The 24,604-nt window shown below is 67.2% G+C and carries 17 protein-coding genes and 1 pseudogene; 12 read left to right on the forward strand and 6 right to left on the reverse strand.

Annotation, left to right across the window (positions count from 1 at the left end):
* Positions 1–193 precede the first annotated feature (193 nt).
* The 7 genes from PJ250_RS08925 to PJ250_RS08955 all read left to right on the forward strand — a co-directional run bounded on the left by PJ250_RS08925 (position 194) and on the right by PJ250_RS08955 (position 11,131).
* Complete coding sequence (locus tag PJ250_RS08925; protein ID WP_271648227.1) at positions 194–3,322, forward strand: TonB-dependent receptor; 3,129 nt, start codon at positions 194–196, stop codon at positions 3,320–3,322.
* Positions 3,323–3,426: 104 nt separating this feature from the next.
* Positions 3,427–4,983: a tryptophan halogenase family protein gene (locus PJ250_RS08930; RefSeq protein WP_271648228.1), complete on the forward strand. Its 1,557-nt coding sequence runs from the start codon at positions 3,427–3,429 to the stop codon at positions 4,981–4,983.
* A gap of 14 nt (positions 4,984–4,997) precedes the next feature.
* Positions 4,998–5,705, forward strand: a complete 708-nt coding sequence (locus tag PJ250_RS08935) for a SapC family protein (protein ID WP_271648229.1) — start codon at positions 4,998–5,000, stop codon at positions 5,703–5,705.
* Positions 5,689–6,702, forward strand: coding sequence for a cupin-like domain-containing protein (locus PJ250_RS08940; protein ID WP_271648230.1), 1,014 nt, complete (start codon positions 5,689–5,691; stop codon positions 6,700–6,702). The genes PJ250_RS08935 and PJ250_RS08940 overlap by 17 nt, the downstream gene beginning before the upstream one ends.
* A gap of 20 nt (positions 6,703–6,722) precedes the next feature.
* Positions 6,723–8,231, forward strand: a complete 1,509-nt coding sequence (locus tag PJ250_RS08945) for a tryptophan halogenase family protein (protein ID WP_271648231.1) — start codon at positions 6,723–6,725, stop codon at positions 8,229–8,231.
* A 58-nt stretch (positions 8,232–8,289) separates the two neighbouring features.
* The gene (uvrD, locus tag PJ250_RS08950) at positions 8,290–10,500 is read left to right on the forward strand and encodes a DNA helicase II (RefSeq protein ID WP_271648232.1); all 2,211 of its coding nucleotides are present in this window, start codon (positions 8,290–8,292) and stop codon (positions 10,498–10,500) included.
* 184 nt (positions 10,501–10,684) lie between these two features.
* The gene (locus PJ250_RS08955; protein ID WP_271648233.1) at positions 10,685–11,131 is read left to right on the forward strand and encodes a universal stress protein; all 447 of its coding nucleotides are present in this window, start codon (positions 10,685–10,687) and stop codon (positions 11,129–11,131) included.
* A gap of 348 nt (positions 11,132–11,479) precedes the next feature.
* On the opposite strand, the gene PJ250_RS08960 is transcribed toward PJ250_RS08955, so the two are convergent.
* The 6 genes from PJ250_RS08960 to PJ250_RS08985 all read right to left on the reverse strand — a co-directional run bounded on the left by PJ250_RS08960 (position 11,480) and on the right by PJ250_RS08985 (position 18,463).
* Complete coding sequence (locus tag PJ250_RS08960; RefSeq protein WP_271648234.1) at positions 11,480–12,784, reverse strand: NAD(P)H-dependent oxidoreductase; 1,305 nt, start codon at positions 12,782–12,784, stop codon at positions 11,480–11,482.
* Positions 12,785–12,815: 31 nt separating this feature from the next.
* On the reverse strand, positions 12,816–13,379 hold the full coding sequence (gene rfbC / locus PJ250_RS08965; protein ID WP_271648235.1) for a dTDP-4-dehydrorhamnose 3,5-epimerase: 564 nt from the start codon (positions 13,377–13,379) through the stop codon (positions 12,816–12,818).
* Positions 13,376–14,422 (reverse strand): NAD-dependent epimerase/dehydratase family protein, encoded by a 1,047-nt coding sequence (locus PJ250_RS08970; RefSeq protein ID WP_271648236.1) that lies wholly within the window; start codon positions 14,420–14,422, stop codon positions 13,376–13,378. Before PJ250_RS08970 ends, rfbC begins: the two co-directional genes overlap by 4 nt.
* 5 nt (positions 14,423–14,427) lie before the next feature.
* Positions 14,428–15,201: a glucose-1-phosphate cytidylyltransferase gene (gene rfbF, locus PJ250_RS08975; protein ID WP_271648237.1), complete on the reverse strand. Its 774-nt coding sequence runs from the start codon at positions 15,199–15,201 to the stop codon at positions 14,428–14,430.
* Positions 15,202–15,338: 137 nt separating this feature from the next.
* The gene (locus tag PJ250_RS08980; RefSeq protein WP_271648238.1) at positions 15,339–16,523 is read right to left on the reverse strand and encodes a CgeB family protein; all 1,185 of its coding nucleotides are present in this window, start codon (positions 16,521–16,523) and stop codon (positions 15,339–15,341) included.
* 332 nt (positions 16,524–16,855) lie between these two features.
* Positions 16,856–18,463, reverse strand: a complete 1,608-nt coding sequence (locus tag PJ250_RS08985; RefSeq protein WP_271648239.1) for an OpgD/OpgG family glucan biosynthesis protein — start codon at positions 18,461–18,463, stop codon at positions 16,856–16,858.
* A 266-nt stretch (positions 18,464–18,729) separates the two neighbouring features.
* Between PJ250_RS08985 and PJ250_RS08990 the strand changes: the two genes are divergently transcribed.
* The 5 genes and pseudogenes from PJ250_RS08990 to PJ250_RS09010 all read left to right on the forward strand — a co-directional run.
* Complete coding sequence (locus PJ250_RS08990; RefSeq protein ID WP_271648240.1) at positions 18,730–20,559, forward strand: CHASE3 domain-containing sensor histidine kinase; 1,830 nt, start codon at positions 18,730–18,732, stop codon at positions 20,557–20,559.
* Complete coding sequence (locus PJ250_RS08995) at positions 20,559–20,999, forward strand: response regulator (protein WP_271648577.1); 441 nt, start codon at positions 20,559–20,561, stop codon at positions 20,997–20,999. Before PJ250_RS08990 ends, PJ250_RS08995 begins: the two co-directional genes overlap by 1 nt.
* Positions 21,000–21,004: 5 nt before the next feature.
* The gene (locus tag PJ250_RS09000; RefSeq protein WP_271648241.1) at positions 21,005–22,516 is read left to right on the forward strand and encodes a response regulator; all 1,512 of its coding nucleotides are present in this window, start codon (positions 21,005–21,007) and stop codon (positions 22,514–22,516) included.
* Between the two features lie 4 nt (positions 22,517–22,520).
* Entirely contained in the window at positions 22,521–23,117 is a 597-nt protein-coding gene (locus PJ250_RS09005; RefSeq protein WP_271648242.1) for a DUF938 domain-containing protein, read from the forward strand.
* Positions 23,118–23,488: 371 nt separating this feature from the next.
* Positions 23,489–24,583 (forward strand): annotated as a pseudogene (locus tag PJ250_RS09010) (lytic murein transglycosylase); the annotation flags it as partial.
* Positions 24,584–24,604 lie beyond the last annotated feature (21 nt).

Raw genomic sequence — 24,604 nt, forward strand, 5'->3', positions numbered from 1 at the left:
CTTTGGCGCAATTGCCCCGACGCACGATGAGCAAAATGTGCGGCCCGCCGCACATTTGTCCTTGTTGCAGTGCGGTGTGACAACGCTGTCATGCTCTGCAATAACTGCGCCCGCTTAAGGCTGAGGCGCTTGTGCACCGGGCCATAAGAACGACCACACCAGTTCGAAAATTTCCCTGGGGAGGGCTAGCTCGATGAATCGCAACATTCCTGTGCCGCGCAAGCGGCTGCTCGTCTCTGCCCTGCTGGTCGCGCTGTCCGCGCCGGCCGCCGCGCAGACCGCCGATACGACCAACACGCCGATCAGCGCCGCCGATCAGGCTGCACCCGGTAATGCCAGCGCCAACGCCAATACCGATCCGACCCAGCTGGACACCGTGCAGGTCGTCGGTATCCGCGGCAGCATGATGTCTTCGGCCAACCTCAAGCGTGATTCGCTGGGCGTGGTCGACGGCATCGTCGCCGAGGACATCGGCAAGTTCCCCGACACCAACCTGGCCGAGTCGCTGCAGCGCATCTCCGGTGTGTCCATCGACCGCAGCAACGGCGAGGGCTCCAAGGTCACCGTGCGCGGCGTCGGCCCGGACTTCAACCTGGTGCTGCTCAACGGCCGCCAGATGCCGACCGCCACCGGCGGCCGTGCGTTCGAGTTCTCCGACCTGGCCTCCGAGTCGGTGTCGGCGGTGGAGGTCTACAAGACCAGCCGCGCCAGCACGCCGGTTGGCGGCATCGGCGCGACCATCAACATCAAGACCGCTCGGCCGATGGACAATCCTGGCTTCCACGCCAGCGCCGGTGCCAAGGGCGTGATCGATACCTCCGACAACGACCTGCCCGGTAAGTACAAGGGCCAGAGCGTGACGCCGGAAATTTCCGGCATCTTCAGCAACACCTGGGCCGATGATCGCTTCGGCGTCTCGCTGAGCCTGAGCCGTCAGGAGCGCGAGTCCGGCTCGGCGCGCGCCGAGGTGGCCTCGGGCAACGGCTGGCAGGCCTATATCGATACGCCGCAGGCCGATGGCGTGGGCGGTCCCAACGCCGCGCTGGCCGCATCGCCCAATGTCACCAACCGGCCCGGCCCCAATGACGTCTACTCCATGCCGCAGAGCCTGGGGTATTCGGTCAACGCCGTGCATCGTCAGCGCACCAATGGGCAGCTGACCTTCCAGTTCGCGCCCACCGACAACCTGACCGCCACGCTCGACTACACGTACTCGGAAAACAAGATCCAGTCGATGCGCAACGACATGTCGGTGTGGTTCAACTTCACCCCCGACCAAAGCGCATGGACCGACGGTTCTGGCTCCTCGCCGCTGTCCTACCACGAGACCTACGGCTGCACGCCGAAGATCTATCCATCAAGCGGTGCGATCGATCCGGGATGCTCGGACCTGGCCATGGGCGCCTCCAAGACCGCCGTGGTGCACGAGAACAAGTCGCTGGGCTTCAACGTCGACTGGCAGGTCAACGATGCCTTCAGCCTGAACTTCGACTACCACGACTCCTCGGCCGAGTCGCGCCCGGACAGCCCGTACGGATCCAGCAATACCCTGTCCACCGCCGGCTTCTTTCGCCAGGGCGCAGGCTTTGACATGAGCGGCGACTTCCCGGTTCTGATGTTGGACCTGCCGCCAGGCATGACCGCCATCGATCCTTCGTTGATGCAGGCCACCGGGTCGGTGTTCCGCAACGACTACCAGAAGGCCACCATCAAGCAGGGCCAGATCTCCGGCAAGTTCGACTTCGAGAACTACTCCACGTTGAACTTCGGCGTGGGCAGCACCGACTACAAGAACCGCTCGGCCTTCACCAACGTGCAGCTGGACACCTGGGGCGGCAACGTCCCGCCGCCGCCGGCTGGCGAGGACTATCCTTATCCCTACGGCTTCGAGGCCTACGACGACTCACTGTTCCAGTTGGCCCACATGGGCGATTACTTCGACTACAGTGGCGCCAACAGCCCGAACTTCTCCGACGCGTTCTTCCTGTTCGACTTCGAAGCCATGCGCGAGGCGGCCGCCAACGCCCGGACCAACGCCGGATTGGGCGTGCCCGAGGACTACCTGGCGTCCACCGATTACACCGGCGCCGCGGTGCCGGGCAGTTCGGCCAGCCGGACGGTCGGTGACAGCCGCGTGAGCGAGAAGTCGCATAGCGCCTATGTCGAATGGAGCAATACCTTCGATGTCGGCCTGCCGCTGAGCGTGAATGTCGGCATGCGCTACGAGGAGACCAAGGTCACCGCATCGGCATTGCAGCCGGCGCCGGTGGCGGTCAACTGGGCCGGTGCCAACGAGTTCAACCTGATCTATGAAGGCAACGAGTTCTACACGCTCAAGGGCGACTACAGCTACTGGCTGCCCAGCCTGGATCTGGCGCTGGACCTGACCGACGACATGAAGCTGCGCTTCAGCGCCGGCAAGACCATTGGTCGGCCGAACTGGGGCGACCTCAATGCCGCCCAGAGCCTGGGCAGCCCGGCCCGTTACGACGGCGGTAGCGGTGGCTCGGGCAACCCGGCGCTCAAGCCGCTGGTGTCCAAGAACCTGGACGTGTCCTGGGAGTGGTACTACGACGAAGGCAGCTACGTGTCGGTGGGCTACTTCTACAAGAAGATCGACAACTTCATCGCGCGCCAGACCCAGCGCGAGACGCCGATCCCCGATCTGTACACGCCGGCTGGTGGTGACTACTGGAACGAAGCGGTGGCCGCTGGCTGCGCCGAGACCGACCGTCCCTGCATCCGCGACTACATCTTCGCCAACCACGACGGCGATCCCGGCGTGAACGCGGCTGCGGGCAGCATCGTCGGCCAGCCGGGCGATCCGGTGCTGGATTTCAACCTGTCCAAGCCGGTCAACAACCGCTCGGACAAGCTGGACGGGTGGGAGCTCAGCGTCCAGCACGTGTTTGGAGAGACCGGCTTCGGTCTGGCGGCCAACTACACCAAGGTCGATTCGGGGCTGACGTACAACAACGGCGTGATCGGCACCCAGTTCGCGCTGACCGGTCTGAGCGATACGGCCAACTTCGTGGCCTTCTACGACAAGGGTCAGTGGCAGGTGCGCGCCGCGTACAACTGGCGTGACGAGTTCCTCAGCGGGCTGGGCGACGGCAAGGGCAACAACCCGCTGTACGTCGAACCCTATGGTCAGCTCGACATGAACGTCAGCTACCAGGTCAACGACCACCTGTCGCTGTCGCTGGAAGGCATCAACCTCACCGACCAGGACTACCGCGTGCACGGCCGCAACAGCAAGCAGCTGTATTCGCTGGAGCAGTACGGCCCGCGCTACATGTTCGGCGTGCGCTACAAGTTCTGATCCAAAGGTGGGATGGGCTGCGTCGCCTCGGTGGCGCAGCATGGGGAGGCCGCTGGCGATCAGCGGCCTTCTCGTTTGGGGCAACACGTGGATCGGGAGTCGGTGTGGCGGGTGAAGCAGTGCGCGAGGTGGTGATCGTCGGCGGCGGGTCCGCCGGCTGGCTGACCGCGGGTGTGATCGCCGCCGAGCATCGCGACCGCAATGGTCCCACCCTGCGGGTGACCGTCGTCGAGTCGCCCGACGTGCCGGCCATCGGCGTGGGCGAGGGGACCTGGCCGACGATGCGTGACACCCTGCGCCGCATCGGCGTGGGCGAGGCCGAGTTCGTGCGCACCTGCGATGCCACCTTCAAGCAGGGGTCGCAGTTCATCGGTTGGGTCGATGGACGGCCGCAGGATCGCTACAGCCATCCCTTTTCCCTGCCGCAAGGCTTTGGGGAGGTCCAGCTGGGCGCAACGTGGGCCGCGCGTGGGGACGAGGCCTCGTTCGCGCATCTGGCCAGCGTGCAGCCGCATCTGTGCGACGCCGGACGGGGGCCCAAGCAGTTCGCCACGCCCGAGTACGCGGCGGTCGCCAACTATGCCTATCACCTGGATGCCACTGCGCTTGGCGGCTTCCTGCGGGCGCACTGCGTCGATCGACTGGGCGTGCGCCACGTGGTGGGGCACATGGAGGGCATCGAGACGCACGACAACGGCGACATCGCGGTGCTGCGCGTGCGCGATCAACCCGCCATCGGCGGAGACCTGTTCGTCGACTGCACCGGGATGCGTGCGCTGTTGATCGGCGCGCATTACGGCATTCCGACCACGCCGGTGGATGAGGCGCTGTTCAATGATCGTGCGCTGGCGCTGCAGGTTCCCTATGCGGCCGCCGACACCCCCATCGCGTGCCAGACCCGGGCCACGGCGCAGTCCGCCGGCTGGATCTGGGATATCGGCCTGTCGGCGCGACGTGGCGTGGGCCATGTCTATGCCAGTGCGTTCATCTCTGATGATCAGGCCGAGGCCGAGCTGCACGCCTACATCGCCGCCAGCGGGGGAGCGCCGGCGCACCAGCTGCCGGCGGCGCGGCGCATCGACCTGCAACCCGGCTATCGGCGCACGCCCTGGCATCGCAACTGCGTGGCCATCGGCCTGGCTGCGGGCTTCGTCGAGCCACTGGAGGCCTCGGCCCTGGTCCTGGTCGAACTGGCGGCCGCGCGCCTGGCCGAGGAGATGCCGACCGACCGTGCCGACATGGATCTGCTGGCGGCGCGCTTCAATCACACCTTTGCCGAGCGCTGGCAGCGGGTGGTCGAATTTCTCAAGCTGCACTACCTGCTCAGTCGCCGCGACACCCCGTACTGGCAGGCGCATCGGGCGCAGGACAGCGTGCCGCAGGCGCTGCGCGAGCGATTGCAGTTGTGGCGTCACCAGCCGCCATCGCGCGCGGATTTCCCGCGCAGCGAGGAGATCTTTCCCTCGGCCAGTTGGCAGTACATCCTGTACGGGATGGGCGTGCGGCCGCAGCCGCGCCCGGCGCGCAGGACCGAGGACCCCGCGCAGGCCCAGGCGCGGTTCGAGGAGGTCGCCGCACTGTCCAGGCGCATGCTGCCCGCGCTGCCGGCGCACCGCGCGCTGGTCGAACACATCAAGGCCCATGGCCTGCCCCGTCTTTAGATTCGAGAATGCCGATGTCGCAACCTGTGCTGCTCAACAACCTCGACCATCGCGACCTGCGCGTGTCCACCGCGCGTGGGCCCGGCTGGGGGGACGAGGTCATGTCGGCGCTCACCTTCCCCGGGGAGTTCCGCGCGCTGCAGGCCTATTACCCGATCGTCTTCAAGAAGGACCCGCAGGGGCGCTTCCTGCCGCTGGCGCTGCTGGGGCTGGAGCCGGGGCAGAACCTGTTCCTGCGCGAGGACGGCTGGGACGCGCACTACCTGCCAATGGCCATCGAACGCCAGCCGTTCCTGATCGGCCAGGACGCCAGCGGTGAGCCGATGCTGCACGTCGACCTGGATCATCCGCGGGTGGTGCCCTCGGGCGAGGCGTTGTTCCTTGAACATGGCGGTTACACCGCACTGCTCGAGCGCATGGCCTCGTTGCTGCGGGCCCTGCACGAAGGGATGGGCACCACCGAGGGCTTCATAGCCCTGCTGTTGCAGCACGAACTGCTGGAGCCTTTCACCCTCGATGTGCGCTTGACCGGCGGCGCGCACGTGCAGCTGACCGGCTGCTACACCATCGCAGAGGAACGCCTGCGCGCGCTGCCGCCCGAAGCCCTGCAGGCGCTGGCCCAGGTCGGCGCCCTCGAGCCGATCTATATGGCGATCGCCTCGCTGTCCCATTTTCGCGACCTGATCGGCCGCCTCGAGCAGGCGCATGCTGGAGCACGCTGAAGCCATCGCCGAGCGCCGTGGCCTGCGCCCGGACACCCTGGACGCGACGCTGCTGGCGTCCACCCAGCCGGTGGTGCTGCGCGGGCTGGTCGCCGACTGGCCGATGGCCCGTGCTGGCGCGGCCTCGGCACGGGAGGCGGTGGACTACGTGCGCCGCTTCGCCCGCGCTGAACCGGTGGTGGCCACGGTCGCCGCGCCTGAATCGCAGGGGCGGTTCTTCTATGCCGAGGGCCAGCAGGGCTTCAATTTCCGGTCCGAGCGGGTGCCGCTCCCGGTGGTGCTCGACACGCTGCTGCGTTACCTGGACGAGGCCGCCCCGCCGGCGATTTACGTGGGTTCGACCACCATCGACACCTGGTTGCCGGGCTTCCGTGCCGAGAACGACCTGGACCTGGGGCCCAATACCCCGCTGGCCAGCATCTGGATCGGCAACCGCACCCGAATTGCGGCCCACCAGGACGTACCGGACAACATCGCCTGCGTCGTGGCCGGGCGACGCAGGGTGACGCTGTTCCCGCCCGAGCAGTTGGCCAATCTGTATATCGGTCCGCTGGATCGCACGCCGGCGGGCCAGGCGGTCAGCCTGGTCGACTTCGCCCACCCCGACCTGCAGGCCCATCCGCGCTTTGCCGAAGCCGCGCGCCATGCCCAGGTGGCGGTGCTGGAGCCGGGCGATGCAGTGCTGATCCCCTCGCTGTGGTGGCACCACATGGAAGGCCTGGAGCCGTTCAACGTCCTGGTCAACTACTGGTGGCGGCGCACGCCGGCGTACATGGATTCGCCGATGAACGCGCTGATGCTGGCCCTGCTGAGCATCCGCGACCTGCCGGCGCACGAGCGCGAGCACTGGCGCGAGGTGTTCCGGCACTACGTGTTCGATGCCGATGCCCAGACCGTGGCCCACATCGCCGAGGGCGCCCGCGGCGCACTGGCGCCGATGGACGAGGCGCGTGCCCGCGAGCTGCGCGCACGCCTGCTGCAGCGACTCAATCGCTAGGGCCGGGAGACCCTTTCCGCATGACCGAGACATCGATGGACCAGCCGATCAGGCGCGTGGTCATTGCCGGGGGCGGCACCGCCGGATGGATGGCCGCCGCGGCGATCTCGCGCATTCTCGGCAAGCATGTGCAGGTGACCCTGGTCGAATCCGAGGAGATCGGGACGGTCGGCGTGGGCGAGGCGACGATTCCCTCGCTGGCCACCTTCCATCGACTGCTCGATATCGATGAACGCCAGTTCATGGCCGCCGCCCAGGGCACCATCAAGCTGGGCATCTCCTTCGAGGGCTGGAAGACCGGGCAAGACCGCTACATCCATTCCTTCGGCTCCACCGGCAAGGATCACTGGAGCGCCGGTTTCCAGCACTTCTGGCTCAAGGGGCGCGAGCGGGGGCTGGCCGGTCCCTACGAGGATTACTGTATCGAGCTGAAGGCCGCGCTGGCCGACCGCTTCGCACACGTGAACGGGCAGCCGCTGAACTATGCCTACCACCTGGATGCCGGGCTTTACGCGGGTTTCCTGCGGGCGTTCAGTCAGGCCCACGGCGGCCGTCGGGTCGAAGGCAGGATCACCGAAGTGCTGACCGACCCGGACAGTGGCTTCATCACCGCGCTGCGCCTGGAGCGCGGCGAGGTGATCGAAGGCGATCTGTTCATCGATTGCACCGGCTTCCGCGCGCTGTTGATCGGGCAGACCCTGGGGGTGGGCTTCGAGGATTGGTCGCACTGGTTGCTCAACGATCGTGCCATCGCGATGCAGACCACGGCCGTGCGCGACGCGGTGCCTTATACGCGGGCCATCGCCGGCAAGGCTGGCTGGCAATGGCGCATCCCGCTGCAGCACCGGGTCGGCAACGGCATCGTGTATTCCAGCGCGCACCTGGACGATGAACAGGCCAAGGCCGAGTTCCTGGCCAGTGTCGAGGGCGAGGTGATCAAGGAGCCCTTCCCGGTGCGCTTCCGCCCCGGGCGGCGATTGCGCTGCTGGGAGAAGAACTGCGTGGCCATCGGGCTGTCCGGCAGTTTCATCGAACCCCTGGAATCGACCACGATCCATCTGATCCAGCGCGGCATCGTCAACCTGCTGCGCTCCTTCCCGCAGGTGATCCGCCAGGTCGCCATCGACGAATACAACGCCCAGCTCGACAGCGAGCTGACCCATGTGCGGGATTTCGTCGTGCTCCACTACCACGCCACCGAGCGTCGCGACACGCCGTACTGGGACTATGTGGCCAACATGCCCTTGCCCGGCACGCTGCAGCATCGCATCGACCTGTTTCGCGAGACCGGGACGGTCTTCCACGTCCCCGGCGAGCTGTTCGCGGAGAACTCGTGGATCCAGGTGATGCTCGGGCAGGGCATCGTACCGCGCCAGCGTCACCCGGCGCCGGACCTGATGGGCGATGCGGAACTGGGGCACTTTCTGGGCGCGATCCAGCGCCATGTCGATGAGGTGACCGCGAGGCTGCCGGCGCACATGGACTACCTGCGGCGCTACTGTCCGGCGGCCCCGCCGGTCCGGCCCTAGCGGGTCGGCGCCCCGCTAGGACGGCCGGGCTGGACAGGCCCGGTAGAATGGGTCGGCAATGGATGTCTCCCACCTGCTCGACGATCTGAACCCGGCCCAGCGCGAGGCCGTTTCCGCCCCTTCCGGGCATTACCTGGTGCTGGCCGGCGCCGGCTCGGGCAAGACGCGGGTGCTCACCCACCGCATCGCCTGGCTCAACGAGGTCCACGGGGTGCCCACGCACGGCATCCTGGCGGTGACCTTCACCAACAAGGCCGCGGCCGAAATGCGCCAGCGCACCGATGCGCAGCTGCGCAACGGTGGCCGAGGCATGTGGATCGGCACCTTCCACGGCCTGGCCCACCGCCTGCTGCGCCTGCACTTCAATGAGGCGCGCCTGCCCGAGGGCTTCCAGGTGCTGGACTCGGACGACCAGCAGCGCCTGGTCAAGCGCGTGGCCCAGGCGCTGGAGCTGGACGATGGCAAATATCCGCCGCGCCAGATCGCCTGGTGGATCAACCAGCAAAAGGACGAGGGCCGCCGTCCCGAGCACATCCAGCCAGAGGGGCGCGACGAATGGCTGAGCGCCATGGTCGCGGCCTATACCGAGTACCAGGCCCGCTGCGACCGCGCCGGGCTGGTCGATTTCGCCGAGCTGCTGCTGCGCGCGCACGAGCTGCTGCGCGACACCCCGGCGCTGCTGGCCCACTACCGGCATCGTTTCGGCGAGCTGCTGGTGGACGAATTCCAGGACACCAACGCCATCCAGTACGGCTTCATCCGCCTGCTGGCCGGCGACACCGGGCATGTGTTCGTGGTCGGCGACGACGACCAGGCCATCTACGGCTGGCGTGGCGCGAAGGTCGAGAACGTGCAGCGCTTCCTCAAGGATTTCCCCGGCGCGCAGACCATCCGCCTGGAACAGAACTACCGCTCCACCGCCAACATCCTGGGCGCGGCCAACGCGGTGATCGCGCACAACCCCGACCGCATCGGCAAGGAGCTGTGGACCGACGCCGGCCAGGGTGATCCGATCGATGTCTATGCGGCCTACAACGAGGTCGACGAGGCGCGTTACGTGGTCGAGCGCGCGCGCCAGTGGGTGCGCGAGGGCGGCAGCTACGGCGAGGTCGCGGTGCTCTACCGCAGCAACGCGCAGTCGCGCGCATTGGAAGAGTCGCTGCTGGCCGAGCAGGTGCCGTACCGCGTGTATGGCGGCATGCGCTTCTTCGAGCGCGCGGAAATCAAGGACGCGCTGGCCTACCTGCGCCTGGTATCCAATCGCGCCGACGATGCGGCCTTCGAGCGCGCGGTCAACACCCCGCCACGCGGCATCGGCGAGCGCACCCTGGACGAGGTCCGCCGCTGCGCGCGCGGCGCCGCGCTGTCGCTGTGGGATGCTGCGCGCCAATGCGCGCAAGGTGGCACCCTGGCCGGGCGCGCGCGCAATGCGCTGGCGGCGTTCGTCGAGCTCATCGATCAGCTCAATGCCGAAACGGCGGAGCTGGACCTGAAGGAAAAGATCGACCACGTGCTGGCGCGCTCGGCGCTGCGCGAACACTGGGCCAAGGAAAGCAAGGGCGGCCTGGATTCGGATTCGCGCACCGAAAACCTGGATGAACTGGTCTCGGTGGCCTCGCGCTTCGCCCGGGCCGAGGTCAACCCGCTGGAACTGGACGACACGCCCGATGCGGCCGAGAGCATGAACGAGCTGGTCGCCTTTCTGTCCTACGCCGCGCTGGAGGCTGGCGAAGGCCAGGCCCAGGCCGGCGAGGACGGCGTGCAGCTGATGACGCTGCATTCGGCCAAGGGCCTGGAGTTCCCGCTGGTGTTCCTGGTGGGGCTGGAGGACGGCTTGTTCCCGAGTGCGCGCTCGGTCGAGGAGCCGGGCAAGCTGGAGGAAGAGCGCCGCCTGGCCTACGTGGGCATCACCCGTGCGCGGCAGAAGCTGGTGCTGGCCTATGCCGAGTCGCGCCGCATCCACGGCATGGACAACTACAACGTGCCTTCGCGCTTCCTGCGCGAGATCCCGCGCGAGCTGCTCAACGAAGTGCGGCCCAAGGTGCAGGTCTCGCGTCCGGCCTCGCTGGGCGCGGCGCGTGGCGGCGTGGGCCATGCGCCGATCGAGACGCCGGCCATGAAGCTCGGCGCCAATGTGTCCCACCCCAAGTTCGGCCTGGGCGTGGTCGTCGATTACGAGGGCGCCGGCGCCCACGCGCGGGTGCAGGTGCAGTTCGACGAGGGCGCCAAGTGGCTGGTGCTGGCCTACGCCAACCTCACCCCGCGATAAGCCCGACCGCCAGCGGCTTTGGCAAGGCGGTTGTGGGAGCCGCCAAAGCGGCGAAGGGCTTCATCGGTAAAGCGCCATCGCCGCCATGGCGGCTCCCACGGGACGTCAGCGGGTTTGATCAGGATCAAGGTAGGTGCAGGTCCGCAGGCGTCCAATAATGGCCTCAACGCCCTGGGAGCACACCATGTACGCACGCATCCTGATTGCCATCGATGGCTCGGAACTGTCCCTGCGGGGGCTGGAGCAGGGCCTGATGCTGGCCGCCCAGCTGGGGTCCAAGGTCGACCTCCTCACCGTCTCCGAGCCGTGGGCCAGCGGCATGGCCGATATCCAGGGCTGGGCGGTGGGCTATGAATCGGGACCGGAGTACCGTGCCGAGCGCGAGCAGGCCGCCAACGCGATCCTCCAGCCGTGCCTGGACCGCGCCGCGGAACTGGAGGTCGAAGCCGAGCCGGTCCACGTCCTGGACCGCTTCGCCGCCGACGGCATCCTGGAGACCGCCGACGAACGCCGGGCCGAGTTGATCGTCATGGCCTCGCACGGCCGTCGCGGCCTGACCCGGGTGCTGCTGGGCAGCCAGAGTGCCGAAGTCCTGATCCGCAGCAAGATCCCGGTGCTGGTGGTGCGCTGACGCGTTCCCTGCGCGCCATGCGCTCTCGCCTTGTCCTGCAGAAAAAGGCGGAGACAGGCACACGCGGGGCCTTGTCACGTCGATTTCGGGCGGCCTCTCATGGATCCGGCGCGTCCGATCGATTCCGGTGCGTGTGTTCCGCTCGCCGACGATCTCGTGATCGTCGTTGGCCCAGCATGGAGGCCTGCTGTTGGACAGGCTCAAGCAGGCGGGTGGCCATTGCCTTCGCCATTACGAGCGATCCTTCGTCGCCCCGCACCGCCCATCGGAGCGACGCGGGCCGCGCCTTGCGGCATCCACACGGGGAAGTGCGCGGACCGCGGTGCGGCCCGGCACCTGGATAGCAGTTCAGGCCGTCGCGCCTGCCGCGGTGGTGGAGAAGGCGTTGGCCTGCTCGGTCCGCAGGCGGTCGATCAGGCGTCCGTGCGGCAGTTCGACATCGGCGTAGGTGAGCACCTGGTCCTTGGCCACCTCGTGCTTGAGCACGCAGCCCTCGGCCACGCCCATCGGCAGCAGCTGCTCGGCGGCGGTGACATCGGCGCGCTCGCACTGGCCGTAGGTCAGGTGGCCGCCCAGTGCATCGATGGTCTCGCCGGCGGCCAGGTCGCGCTTGGCGGTGGCCACCACTTCCACGAGCGGGCCGTCCAGCGGCTGCAGCACCGCGTCGCGCAGCAACACCACGCGCGCCACCGACAGCGGCACTTCGAAGTGGCACAGGTGGTAGGGCGTGTAGAAGCTGTACAGCGGACCTTCGCCCAGCTTGTACAGGTTGAGGTAGTGCTGCTGCTTGGGGTCGTCGTGCGTGGCCAGCACGTACACGCCCGGCCCGGGCTGGGCGCCGACCACGTAATCCACCGCGCCGCCGACGGCCTTGAGCGCGTCCACGTCGTAGACCTTGGTCAGCGTGTCCACGTGCTCGCGGTGGTCGTAGCCGGTCATGCCGCGCTTGAGGATGGACATGCCAGTGCCGTTGGCGACGATGGCCTGCTCGAAGCTGATCTTGGTGCCGTCGGCGAAGCTGGTGACCATGTACGGGTCCTGGCCCCACTTGGCGGCAAAGCCGGCCTGCGTGGTCGGCGTGCGATACGGGTCCTGCAAGCCCTTGATGTTGCCGCACATCAGCGGCGTGAGCCCGATGGACTTGACGAAGCGGAACAGGTTCATCTGCACGCCGGGCTGGTCGCCGTCGCAGGCGGTGAAGATCACCCCGGCCGCATCGGCCTTCTTCTTCAGCAGCGGGCCGACGGTGCCATCCAGCTCGGCGTTCATCGTGACCATGTCGCGGCCGTGGGCGATGGCGGCCAGCGAGATGTGGGCGCCATACTCGACCGCGCCGGTGGCGTCGATCAGGCAGTCCAGGTCGTCGCATTCGTAGAGCAGCGCCGGGTCATCGGTGACCACGGCGGTGCCGCTGGCGATGGCCTGGGACAGGGCGCGACCGGTGTCGACCACCTGGGCCTGGACGCCGGCCAGGGCATAGGCCGCCATGGCCTTGTCCACGTTGCGGTTGCAGATCACCGACAGGACCATGCCGGGCACCGAGTGCACGATCTGGTTGACGATGCCCTTGGCCATGAAGCCCGCGCCATACAGCCCGACGCGGATGGGCATGCCGGCGGCCTGGCGCTCGCGGAGCAGGCGGTCGATCACCATGGGGTTGTCCTCAATGCTGGGATATGGGGGTTCACAGGCCGCGCAGCTGCTCGACGCCGTGGAAGTCCGGATCGAAGTCCGGCCACGTGGCGTCCTTGTCGGAAATGATCTTTCCTTCGGCCGGCCACTGGATGTCGAAGGTCGGATCGTTCCAGCGCAGGCCGCGCTCGGCGCTCGGCTCGTAGAACGCGCTTGCCAGGTAGAACGCCTCGGTGTCCGGCGCCAGGGTCACAAAGCCATGGGCGAAGCCGCGCGGCACGTAATAGGCCAGGCGGTTCTCCGCGGTCAGTTCCACGCCGTGCCACTTGCGGTACGTGGACGAGTCCGGACGCAGGTCGACGATGCAATCCCACAGCGCGCCGCGCACACAACGCACGATCTTGACCTCCGGTGCCGGGGGCAGCTGGTAATGCATGCCGCGCAGCGTGCCGACTTCGGCGTTGTAGGAGTTGTTGACCTGGACAAAGCGATCGACCAGGCCGGCTGCGGCCATTTCCTTTTCGCAGAACACCCGGGCAAACCAGCCGCGGTCGTCGCCGCGCTTTTCCGGCTCGATGACATAGGCGCCCTTGAGCGGGGTTTCGTGGAACTTCATGCGGCGGCCCGCAGGTCTGCGGCCAGCACCCCACTGTCGACCAGCCCTTCCAGGATGCGCAGGCGGATGAAGCCGCTCTGGCGGAAGTTGCGGTCGGAAAAGGCGGTGCGCTGCAGCTCGTCGCGCAGCTCGGCGATGGTGCCTTCCAGCGTTTCGATCGGCTGGTGCTCGGGCGCCAGCTGCTCGAACAGGGTGAAGTCCACGCGGTAGGAGCGGTTATCGGCTGGTGCGTTGGTGGAGATGGACACCTCTGCGGTCGGGATCGCCACGCCCACGGCCTGGGCCAGGTCGCGGATCTGCACGTTCCAGCGGTCCGAGCCGGCATTGACGAACAGGTAGCGGCCGCCATTGTCGGCCGGGCGCTGGATCGCCCACTCGATGGCGCGCGACATGTCGCGCACGTGGATCAGCGGGCGCCACGGCGTGCCATCGGAGAGCACCTCGACCTTGCCGCTGGCCACCGCGCCGGCGACGAAGTCGTTGAGCACCAGGTCCAGGCGCAGGCGCGGCGAGGCGCCGCAGGCGGTGGCGAAGCGCAGCGCGGTGATCACCATGTCGGTGTCCATCGCCGCCAGGCCGGTCTCGGTATCGATCTTGGAGTGCGCGTAGGCGGTCAGCGGGGCGATGCCGCTGGTTTCGGAGCGCGGCGTGCCGTCGGCGGCGGCGCCGTAGACGCTACAGCTGGAGGCGAACACGAAGTGCTTCACCCCCGCCTCGGCAGCGGCCTGGGCGACCGACAGGCTGGCCTTGCAGTTGATCTGGTCGGTGACGATCTCGAACCGCTTGCCCATCGCGTCGTTGGACACCGCGGCCAGATGCACGACCGCGTCGAAACCGGTCAGGTCCTTCGCGGTCAGGTCGCGCACGTCGCGGAACCACTGTTCGTCCAGGACGACCTCGGGCAGGCCGCGCTTGTCCGACAGGCAGTGCGCGAACCAGCCGCGGTCCACGCCGACCAGGTAAGCCTCGGGGAAACGCTGGCGCAGGTGGCGGGCCAGGACCGGGCCGATATAGCCCATGTTGCCGGTGATCAGGATACGCATCGTCTTCATTCCCAGACGCGCCAGGGCGCCTTGTTGGTGGTCCACAGGTCGTTGAGGTAGTTCTTGTCGCGCAAGGTGTCCATCGGCTGCCAGAAGCCGGTGTGCCGGTAGACGCTGAGCTGGCGCTGGGCGACCAGACGTTCCAGCGGCGCGTTTTCCCAGACCGAGTCGTCGCCGTCGATGAAATCGACCACCTTGGGGGAGAGGACGAAGAAACCGCCGTTGATCAGGCCATCGCCATCGGCGGGTTTCTCGCGAAAGCCGGTGACCGCATCGCCTTCCACGTGCAGGGCGCCGAAGCGGCCCGGCGGCTGCACCGCGGTCACCGTCGCCAGGCGTCCTTCACGCCGGTGCAGCGCGATGCCCGCGCCGATGTCCACGTCGGAGACGCCATCGCCATAGGTCAGGCAGAACGCCTCCTCATCCTGCAGGTAGGGCATGACACGCTTGAGACGACCGCCGGTCATGGTGGCCGGACCGGTATCCACCAGCGTCACCCGCCAGGGTTCTGCGCGCGAATTGTGCAGGGTGGTGGTGTTGGTGGACAGGTCGCAGGTGATGTCCGAATGCATCAGGTGGTAATTGATGAAGAAGTCCTTGATGACCTCGCCCCGGTAGCCCAGGCACACGACGAAGTCGTTGATGCCGTGATGGCTGTAGATCTTCATGATGTGCCAGAGGACCGGCATGCCGCCGATCTCCACCATCGGCTTGGGTCTGACCGAGGTTTCCTCGGAGATCCGGGTGCCCAGGCCGCCGGCCAGGATGACGGCCTTCATGGATATGCCTTTCGCATCGCGCGCTTCGTCCTTCGCCGGAGGGCCGGCTGCATGCTTCCTGCGCGCACCGGAAACGATGCGCGCAAGGGGTGATGGCGGCCCTCCCGCCGCCGGATGGGTTGGGTCCTGCCGATCAGTCAGGCGGTGACGTCGTGCCTCCGCACCAGCGGTGCCCCGTGGGCGAGGTCCACCATCCCGGCCATGTGGGCCAGGCGATCAATGCGTTGCTGCAGGCGCGGGCTGCGCGCCAGACCGACGGTGTCGAGCAGCTGCCCCCAGCGATGGGCCCAGTCGTGCCGACGCAGGTTTTGGCTGACGTTCATCGCGCGGGCGCGCTCGAGGCGCGCGGTCTGCCCGCCCAGGTCGTTGAGGAATGCGCCGATGTCGGCCGTCTCTGGTGGCAGCTCGATGACCGCGTCGGGCCAGTCGAAGTGATGGGCGAACTCCAGGCAGTGCTGGGCCGAACCCAGGACGACGGCCCCGCCGGCGGTGCCTTCGAAGTACCGCGTGGCCAGCGCGTTCTTGCGCACGCCCTTGAACACGCCAAAGGTGTCCACCGTGAAGTCGTAGGCGATGAAGTACTTGGCGCGCTTGATCATCGCCGCGGTCTGGCTGCGATGCTCGGCCCAGTCGGCGACCGACGCCGCACGCAGGGTGTCGTGGACGTAGAAGAAGTTGCCGTCCTGGGCGGCCAGCGCGCTGAGCTTGGTGTGCAGCTCGGGCATGCGTCGGCCAATGCTCAATACATCGATGCTGCGCGGCGGAGCTTCCGGATAGGGGCAGGCCAGCAGCGTGTCGCACGCGCTGGGCAGGAACGAGATCGGCGTGGAGGTGTAGCGCTGCAGTGCCGGGATGCTTTCGGCATTGAGCACGAACACGTGGTCGAACTGATCCAGCATGCGCAGTTCGGCGGCCTGGTGGGGGAAGCGCTCGGGCCAGCCTTCCAGCAGATAGGCATAGGCCTTGTCGCAGCGCTGGCGCCAGCCGCGCAGCTTGCGCAACGCGGTCAGCTCATTGGGGAACTGGCACGCGTAGAGGAAGACATCGTAGTCGCGCTCGACGGTGACGGCCTGCGCATTGGAGAACCCGGGTTGCCCCAGTCGCCGCCACGACTGTGACACCACCCGGTGGCGCAACTCGTTCCACAGGTAGCCCATGCTCGGGTTGACCCCGCGCCCGGCGGCATGCGCCGAAGGCTCGGGCACGAGGACGTCCGCATCCTCCACCTGGGCGATGACGTTGAGAAATGCGAATGCCTGCCCGTTGAAGGGCTCGGGCCACGCGTTGTAGTTGGAAGACAGCAAGACAGACCGGTCGGCCATATCCAAGTCCCTCGCCGGGCTGGGGATGTTTGACGTAACACGCTTCCGCATCACGGGAGTACGCGCCCGCGCACCCGGCGCGATCGATGTCATCCCCTGTTGTGGATCACCGGCCGCGATATGCCTGCGGACGGCCCGCGATGTAGCCGATGTTACCGGTCGTCGCTGTCTTCCCCGCAAACGCAACGCTCACGCGGAAGTCGAACGCCTCGATGACCAGGAGCAATCCCCTGTACGGCTACACCGCGTTACAACGCAACAACCGGCCCGGACAGGACGCAGGCCGTGCATGGGTCGATATCACGGTGTGGACACGCCGTCCCGAGGCGTCCTCAGTAGAGCTTGCGTTCGGCTTCCGGTGGCGGACTGAACTGATACAGCCAGGTTTCGCTCAGGGCACCCTGATCGTTCTTCAGGTACAGGCGCAGGTCGATCTGGCTGCTGTCCGTTTTGTCAGGCACCACGTCGAACATCACCCGGTAGCCGTGGATCTCGTGCAGCGGACGGCAGGAGACGGTCTCCAGGCGGCCGCCGCTGATCTGCAGCTCGGGGGTGACCTCGGCGTTGGCCGCCTCCAGGGCGGCCAGCTTGCCGCCCTTGAAATCCACCGCGAAGCGCTGCGACCAGGTCTTGCGCTTCTGCCCGACCACGCCGCCCAGGCCGGTCCGGCTGGCCACGCAGATCGCGTCGGTCGGGGTGCTGGGCGCCGCCGAGCCCCAGTAGAGCTTGTAGCCGTACAGCAGTTCCTGGCCGGCCTGCGGTTTGTCCTTGGGGTTCCAGAACGCCACGATGTTGTCGAAGGTCTCGTCCACCGTGGGGATCTCGATCAGCTGGACCGAGCCCTCCCCCCAGCCGGCCTTGGGTTCCACCCACAGGCAGGGGCGCTTCTCGTAGAACACCCCGTCGTCCTGGTAATGGTCGAAGTCGCGGTCGCGCTGGAGCAGGCCGAAGCCCTTGGGATTGTTGTCGGCAAAGGCGTTGAAGCGCAGCTGTGGCGGATTGGTCAGCGGACGCCAGATCCATTCGCCGCTGCCGGTATGCAGGGCCAGGCCATCGGTGTCGTGGATCTCCGGGCGCCAGTCCCAGGCCATACGGCGGTCGTTTTCGCCGGCCTGGTACATGCTGGTGCACGGGCCCAGGCCCATGCGCTCGATGGTCGTGCGCGGGTACAAGGCGCAGTCGATGTCCATCAGCAGCGGCTCACCGGGGGTCAGCGCGAAGCGATAGGCGCCGGCGACGCTGGGCGAATCCAGCAGGCCGTAGATCACCAGCGTGTCCTGGCCCGGATCGGGGCGCTCCAGGTAATAGGCCACGAAGTCCGGGAATTCCTCCGGCTTGCCCATGCCTGTGTCGATCGCCAGGCCGCGTGCGGACTGGCCGTACTGGCCCTCCTTGCCGACCGCGCGGAAGTAGCTCGCGCCCAGGAAGGCGGCGAAGTCGCGGTCCGGGTCGGCCTTGGTGTTCAGACGGAAGCCGGCGAATCCGAGCGAGTCGGGCAGCTTGGCCTTGGCCAGGCCGCTGCTGCCGTAGTCGAACATGCCGGGGTTGTACTTGATCTCCCGGGCCTGGCCGTCGGCGACCTCGTGCATGGTCACCGGCTTCTTGAAATACAGGCCCATGTGGAAGAACTGGGCCAGGAACGCGTCGTCCTGGCCGGCCCACAGCGCATGGTCCTTGCGGTAACGAATCGCCTGGTACTGGTCCCAGGTCAGCCCTTCCAGCGCGGGAGGCAGCGGACCGCCATGCACGTGGTAGGGCTTGGACGCCAGGGCACGCGCCTGGCCCTTGAGGCTGGCGTAGTCGAAGGGCTGGGCCGGGCCGAACACCAGATGCCGCTTGCCCGTGGCGGCCAAGGCCGATGGGGACAACAGCAAGGCAGGGGGCAGGCCGAGGGCGGCCAAGGTGCCGGCAGCGCGGGTCAGGAACTGGCGTCGGATCATGGAAGAGAGGCAGTGGCGGGGCTGCCAACATGCTATCGGCCGTTAGGGGTGACGTGGTGAGGGCCGTCTTCACGGTGCGTTTCACCTGTTCAGGTTCTGCTTGTGGATCCTTTTGCTCAGCGGTCCGCGCGAGCCGCATCCCTGGTCCAGACCCGCAACATGAATAACGTGAACCCGGTACGATGTGCCTCAATCTTTGGACGTTCCGCATGCCGCCCGCTACGCGCGCGGCGGGCTGACGCCGCGCCCTGCCGCCTGGGAGCCTGATGCTGTCGCAAACTTCCAGAGAACAGTGGGTGAGCTGGCGCCTGCCGTTACTCGTGCTGATCGTGCTGCTGATCGTGGTGGCACCGACCTTGCTGCGCCAGCAGCTGCAGGACGACACGCTGGACGCGGTCGACCTGGTCACGCATACCCGCGAGGTCCAGGCAGACATTTCCAGGCTGAATGTGGAGATCCGCGAGATCGAGCAGTCCGCGCTGTTGGTCAATCTGGGCGCCACGCTGCCACGGTTGCGTGAGCGCGTGCAGGACGGCCCCAACGAAATCCAGCGCCAGCTCGATCAGATCACCCAGTTGACCCGTGACAACGCACCCCAGCAGGTCCGTCTTGGCCAGCTCAAAGAGGTGCTGCAACGGCGCGCCATGCTGGCCAACGAGTTGCTCGACGCTCCGCCCGAGCGTCGCGCGGAGGTCGTGCAGGCGCTTGCCAACGACTATCCCGTCCGCCCGCTCATGATGGACATCTATCAATCCGAACAGGGGCTGGCGCAGGGGCGTATCGCCCAGGCCGAGCGCTCGCGGCGGCTGGGTAACTGGGTCGGCTGGGGCGGATTGGCGGTCCAGCTGCTGCTGCTGGCGGTGATCACCATGCTGCTTGGACGCCAGATCGGACAGCGGTTGAGCGCCGAGCAGGCCAGTTCACGCGCCGACGCACGCGCCTCGGCGGTGCTGCAGACCGTGCGCGAGCCGATCGTGCTGCTGGACGGCGAGCTGCGGGTCTTGATGCATAACGCCGCCTTCGCCGAACTCTATGAAGTGGAGGGCGATCTGAACCACCATCCGCGGCTCGTCGAGGTCAGCGAGGCGTGGGAAGACGAGGTCGTGCGCCAGCGCCTGATCGATGTGCTGGCCCGCGGGCGCGAACTGTGGGACTACGAGGTCCAGCAGGAGACCGCGGGCGGCGTGGCGCGCATCCTGCTGCTCAACGCCCGGCGCATGGTGCTGCCCGACCTGGAGGACGAGGCGGTGCTGATGACGGTCAGCGACGTCACTACCCAGAAGGTCAGCCAGCAGCGCATCATCGACCTCAATCGACAGCTGGAAGGCAAGATCGAGCAGGTGTCGGACGTCAATCGCGAGCTGGAGGCCTTCAGCTATTCGGTCTCCCATGACCTGCGCGCGCCGCTGCGCCACGTGTCAGGCTTCTCCGACAAGCTGCAACGCCATCTGGGAGAATCGGCAGACGAGCGCAGCCGCCATTACCTGCAGGTGATCGGCGATTCGGCCCGGCGCATGTCCTCACTGATCGACGACCTGCTGGTGTACTCGCGCCTGGGTCGCAGCGCGCTGCGTCTGCAGGCGGTGGACATGCAGTCGCTGGTGGCCGAGACCCGGGCGATGCTCGATGCCAATGTCAGCGCCGACAAGCACGCCTTGCCGTTGCGCGTGGACTGGGACATCCAGCCCCTGCCGATCCTGGTCGGCGACGAGAACATGCTGCGCCAGGTCTGGCAGAATCTGCTCGGCAACGCGGTCAAGTACAGCGGCAAGCACGAAGTCGCCCAGATCCAGGTCGGTTACGCGCTGGAAGGCGAAGGCAACCATCACTTCTGGGTCAAGGACCACGGCGCGGGCTTCGACATGGCCTATGCCGGCAAGCTGTTCGGCGTGTTCCAGCGCCTGCACAAATCCAGCGAATACGCCGGCACCGGCATCGGGCTGGCCAGCGTACGTCGGGTGGTGGCCCGCCACGGCGGCCGAGTCTGGGCCGAGGCGGAGCCCGACAAGGGCGCCACCTTCCATTTCATCATCCCCACCGGCCAGGACACCGCAAGCCTGCCGGCGGCACCTTCACCCTCAGAGCTCAACGCATGATCCCTGCCATCCGCACCATCCTCCTGGCTGAAGACAGCAGCGCCGATGCCGAAATGGCCATCGATGCCCTGCGCGAGGCCAACCTGGCCAATCCCATCGTGCACGTGGAAGACGGGGTGGAGGCGATGGACTACCTGCTGAGCCGGGGGGCCTACGCCGACCGTCCCGAGGGTCTGCCCGCGGTGCTGCTGCTGGACATCAAGATGCCGCGCATGGATGGCATGGAGGTGCTGCGCAGCATCCGCGCCGACAACAAACTCAAGACCATGCCGGTGGTCATCCTGTCCTCCTCGCGGGAGGAGAGCGACCTGGTGCGTAGCTGGGACCTGGGCGCCAATGCCTATGTGGTCAAGCCGGTGGACATCGACCAGTTCTTCACCGCGGTCAAGACCCTGGGGACCTTCTGGGCCGTCTTGAACGAAGCGCCGGGTCTGGATTGAGCCCGATGCCGCACAGCGCCGATCCCATCGGTCCGGTCCGCATCCTGCTGGTGGAGGATTCGCCGGAAGATGCCGAGCTGACCTCGATGCAGCTGCTGGATGCCGGGCTGGAGGCGCGGTTCGAGCGCGTGGATTCCGGGGCGGAACTGGCCAAGGCGCTGGTGGATTTCAATCCGGACCTGGTGCTGTCGGACTTGAGCATGCCGGGGTTTTCCGGCTACGACGCGCTCAAGCTGGTGCGCTCGCAGAACCCGCCGGTTCCTTTCATCTTCGTGTCCGGCACGATGGGTGAGGACACCGCCGTCCAGGCCCTGCGCGACGGGGCGTCCGATTACATCCTCAAGGACAAGACCGCACGGCTGCCCGCAGCGGCCGCGCGCGCCATCCGCGAGTCGCGCAGCGAGCGTGAGCGCGAGCGGGTGGAAAAGGAGCTGCTGCGTTCCCAGCGCCTGGATTCGATGGCGATGCTGGCCGCGGGCCTCAGCCACGACCTGCGCAACATCCTGCAGCCGCTGCTGATCGTGCCGGACCTGCTGGCCATCCACAGCGACAATCCCAAGATCCGCAAGCTCGGCGAGGTGATCGCCGAGTCCGGCCGACGCGGGCACGAGATGGCCGAATCGATGCTGTCCTTCGTGCGCGGCGCGCGCAAGGCGCGCGAGCCGGTGTCGGTGAGCGACCTGTTCCAGGCCGTGCAGGTGCTGTTGCAGGGCAGTCTGCCGGACAAGGTCACGCTGGACCTGCAGCCCCCGGCGCAGGCCATGGTGATTGACGCCAATTACGTCGAACTGCAACAGGTGCTCATCAACCTGTGTCTCAACGGCATCCAGGCCATGCCCGAAGGGGGCGTCCTGACGCTGTCTGCCTGCGTGTCCTCGAGCGATGCGCAAGGCATGGCCTGCCTCTGTGTGCGCGACCAGGGCATCGGCATGGACGAGAAGACCCGCAAGCAGCTGTTCACGCCCTTCTTCACCACTAAACCTGACGGCACCGGCCTGGGGCTGATGTCCTGCCTGCGCATCGTCGAGCAGTACCAGGGGCGTATCGAGGTGGACAGTGCGCTGGGACAGGGCACCACCTTCTCCATCACCCTGCCGATGGCCGCAAGTCCTGCACCGTCGCCGGCCGAGGCTGCGCCAGGGCAGGGCCAACGCATCCTGTTGGTCGATGGCGACAACACCCGCCAGTCGCTGTTGTGCAACGCGCTGGAGAGCCAGGGCTATGCGCCCAGCAATGCGCCCGATGGCGCCTATGCACTGCGGGCGTCGGTGGTCGACGGCATGCCCGACCTGTTCGTCATCGACAGCGATTTCGTGCTGCTGCCGGCCGTTGCCCTGGTCAAGGCGCTGGCCCAGCGTGGTTACCGTGGTCCGGTGATCCTGCTGCAGGATCCGGCCAAGCCGTTTGATCGCGACGAGCTGCCGGGCGGGGTCAATGCCTACCTCCTGGACAAGCCGCTGGAAATGGGCCAGGTGTTCCACGCAGTGGCCCAGGCGCTGTCCGCCGGGTCGCCATGATCCCGTGATCGACAAGCCCTTCGCCCCGGCCTGCGAACGCAATCGCGACCCCATCCTGAAAGTCTTGCGCGGGGCTTTCGCGCAGGCGCGCAGCGTGCTGGAGATCGGCAGTGGCACCGGCCAGCACGCCGTGTATTTTGCCGGCGCCTTGCCGCAGTTGTGCTGGCAAACCAGCGAGCGCGCAGAACACCTGCCCGGCCTACGCGCCTGGCTGGACGAGGCGGACCTTCCCAATACGCCGGCTCCCTTGGGGCTGGACGTGGCCCAGGGGCCATGGCCGGCGACGCGCTTCGATGCGGTGTTCAGCGCCAACACGCTGCACATCATGGGCTGGCCGCAGGTGCAGGCGTTCTTTGCAGGACTCGACGCGGTGCTGGCCGCTGATGGGACCTTGGCGGTGTACGGACCGTTCAACGATGGCGGGACTTACACCAGCGACAGCAATGCACAGTTCGATCAATGGCTGAAAGCACGCGATCCGGTGAGTGGCATCCGTGATGTCGAAGCCGTGGACGCGTTGGCGCACGGGATCGGGCTGCGACTGGAGCATGATCATGCGATGCCGGCGAATAATCGACTGCTGGTGTGGCGGCGCGATTAGGTTTTAGTTCTTGAAGCAAAGGCTTTCGTGCCGCGTCGCGGCCCGACATACTTTCTTGCTCGTGCAAGAAAGGTAGGCAAAAAACGCCCCACATCCCTGTGTGGCGCCCCTCGGGTCTTTTCCTCAGCGCGACGCCGCGCCTCACGGAGGATTAAGGGCAAAGCCAAGGCCAAAACCAAGGCGCTTTTGGCCTGCGGATCTTATGCCTGCTTACAATCGGACGCTGGCAGCGAAGACGAGGGAGTGGGCGCATGTATCGCGGTGTAGTGGGCGTGTTGGCGGGAGTGATCGCGTGGGGGGCGCAGGCGCAGCAGCAGGCGGTGGAGGTCGGCGCGCCCAGCGCGGCCGAGCGGGCGGCGTACGCCAGTTGCATGGCGCGCGTGCGCGATGGCGCCACCGGGGTTCAACCCACGTCGTTCGATCGCTTCATGACCGGCATCGCGCCGGACATGAGCGTGCTGCCGCTACTGGATACGCAGCCCGAATTCTCCACCCCGATCTGGGACTACCTGGCGCCACTGGTCGATGATCAGCGCATCGCCGACGGCAAGGCCATGCTGGCCGAGCACGCCGAGACCTTCGCCCAGGTCGCCGCGCGCAGCGGCGTGGATGCCGCCACGGTGGCGGCGGTGTGGGGGGTGGAAAGCGACTATGGCCGGGTACAGGGCAAGCGCCCGCTGTTGGTCTCGCTGTCCACTCTGTCGTGCTTCGGGCGCCGCCAGGATTTCTTCCGCGGTGAATTGCTGGCCACGCTGCAGCTGCTGCAGGCAGGCGACCTGGATACCGATGGCCTGACCGGCTCGTGGGCCGGCGCATTCGGGCAGACCCAGTTCATGCCCAGTACCTACCAGCGCATCGCCATGGATGGCGATGGCGACGGGCGCCGCGACCTGGTGCACAGCGTGCCCGATGCCCTGGCCTCCACGGCGAACTATCTCAAGCGGGCGGGCTGGCAGAGCGGCCAGCCCTGGGGTTACGAAGTGAAGCTGCCGGCCGGCTTCGACGCCGATCGTGCCGGCCGCAAGGCACGGCGCCCGCTGCGCGCATGGATCGCCGACGGCATCACCCGCGTCGATGGCGCGCCGATCGCGCCCAGCGACACGCGCGCGGCAGTATTGCTGCCTGCCGGTACCGCCGGGCCCGCGTTCCTCGTGTTCGCCAACTTCGATGCGATCTACAGCTACAACGCGGCCGAGAGCTATGCGCTGGCCATCGCGTTGCTCTCCGACCGCTTGCGCGGCGGTGGGCCGCTGGTCGCGCGCTGGCCTACCGACGATCCGCCCCTGGATCGCGCCCAGCGCCGGCAACTGCAGACCCTGCTGCTGGCGCGTGGACACGCCATCGGCGAGGCCGACGGCATGATCGGCACGCTGACCCGCCAGGCGATCGCCGATGAGCAGCGCCAGCGTGGCCTGCAGCCGGTCGATGGCCGCGCTGGGCAGAAGATCCTGCAGGCGCTGCAGGCCGACGCGCCCGGTTCGTCCGCC

It is taken from the genome of Pseudoxanthomonas sp. JBR18 (assembly GCF_028198165.1).
GTDB lineage: Bacteria > Pseudomonadota > Gammaproteobacteria > Xanthomonadales > Xanthomonadaceae > Pseudoxanthomonas_A.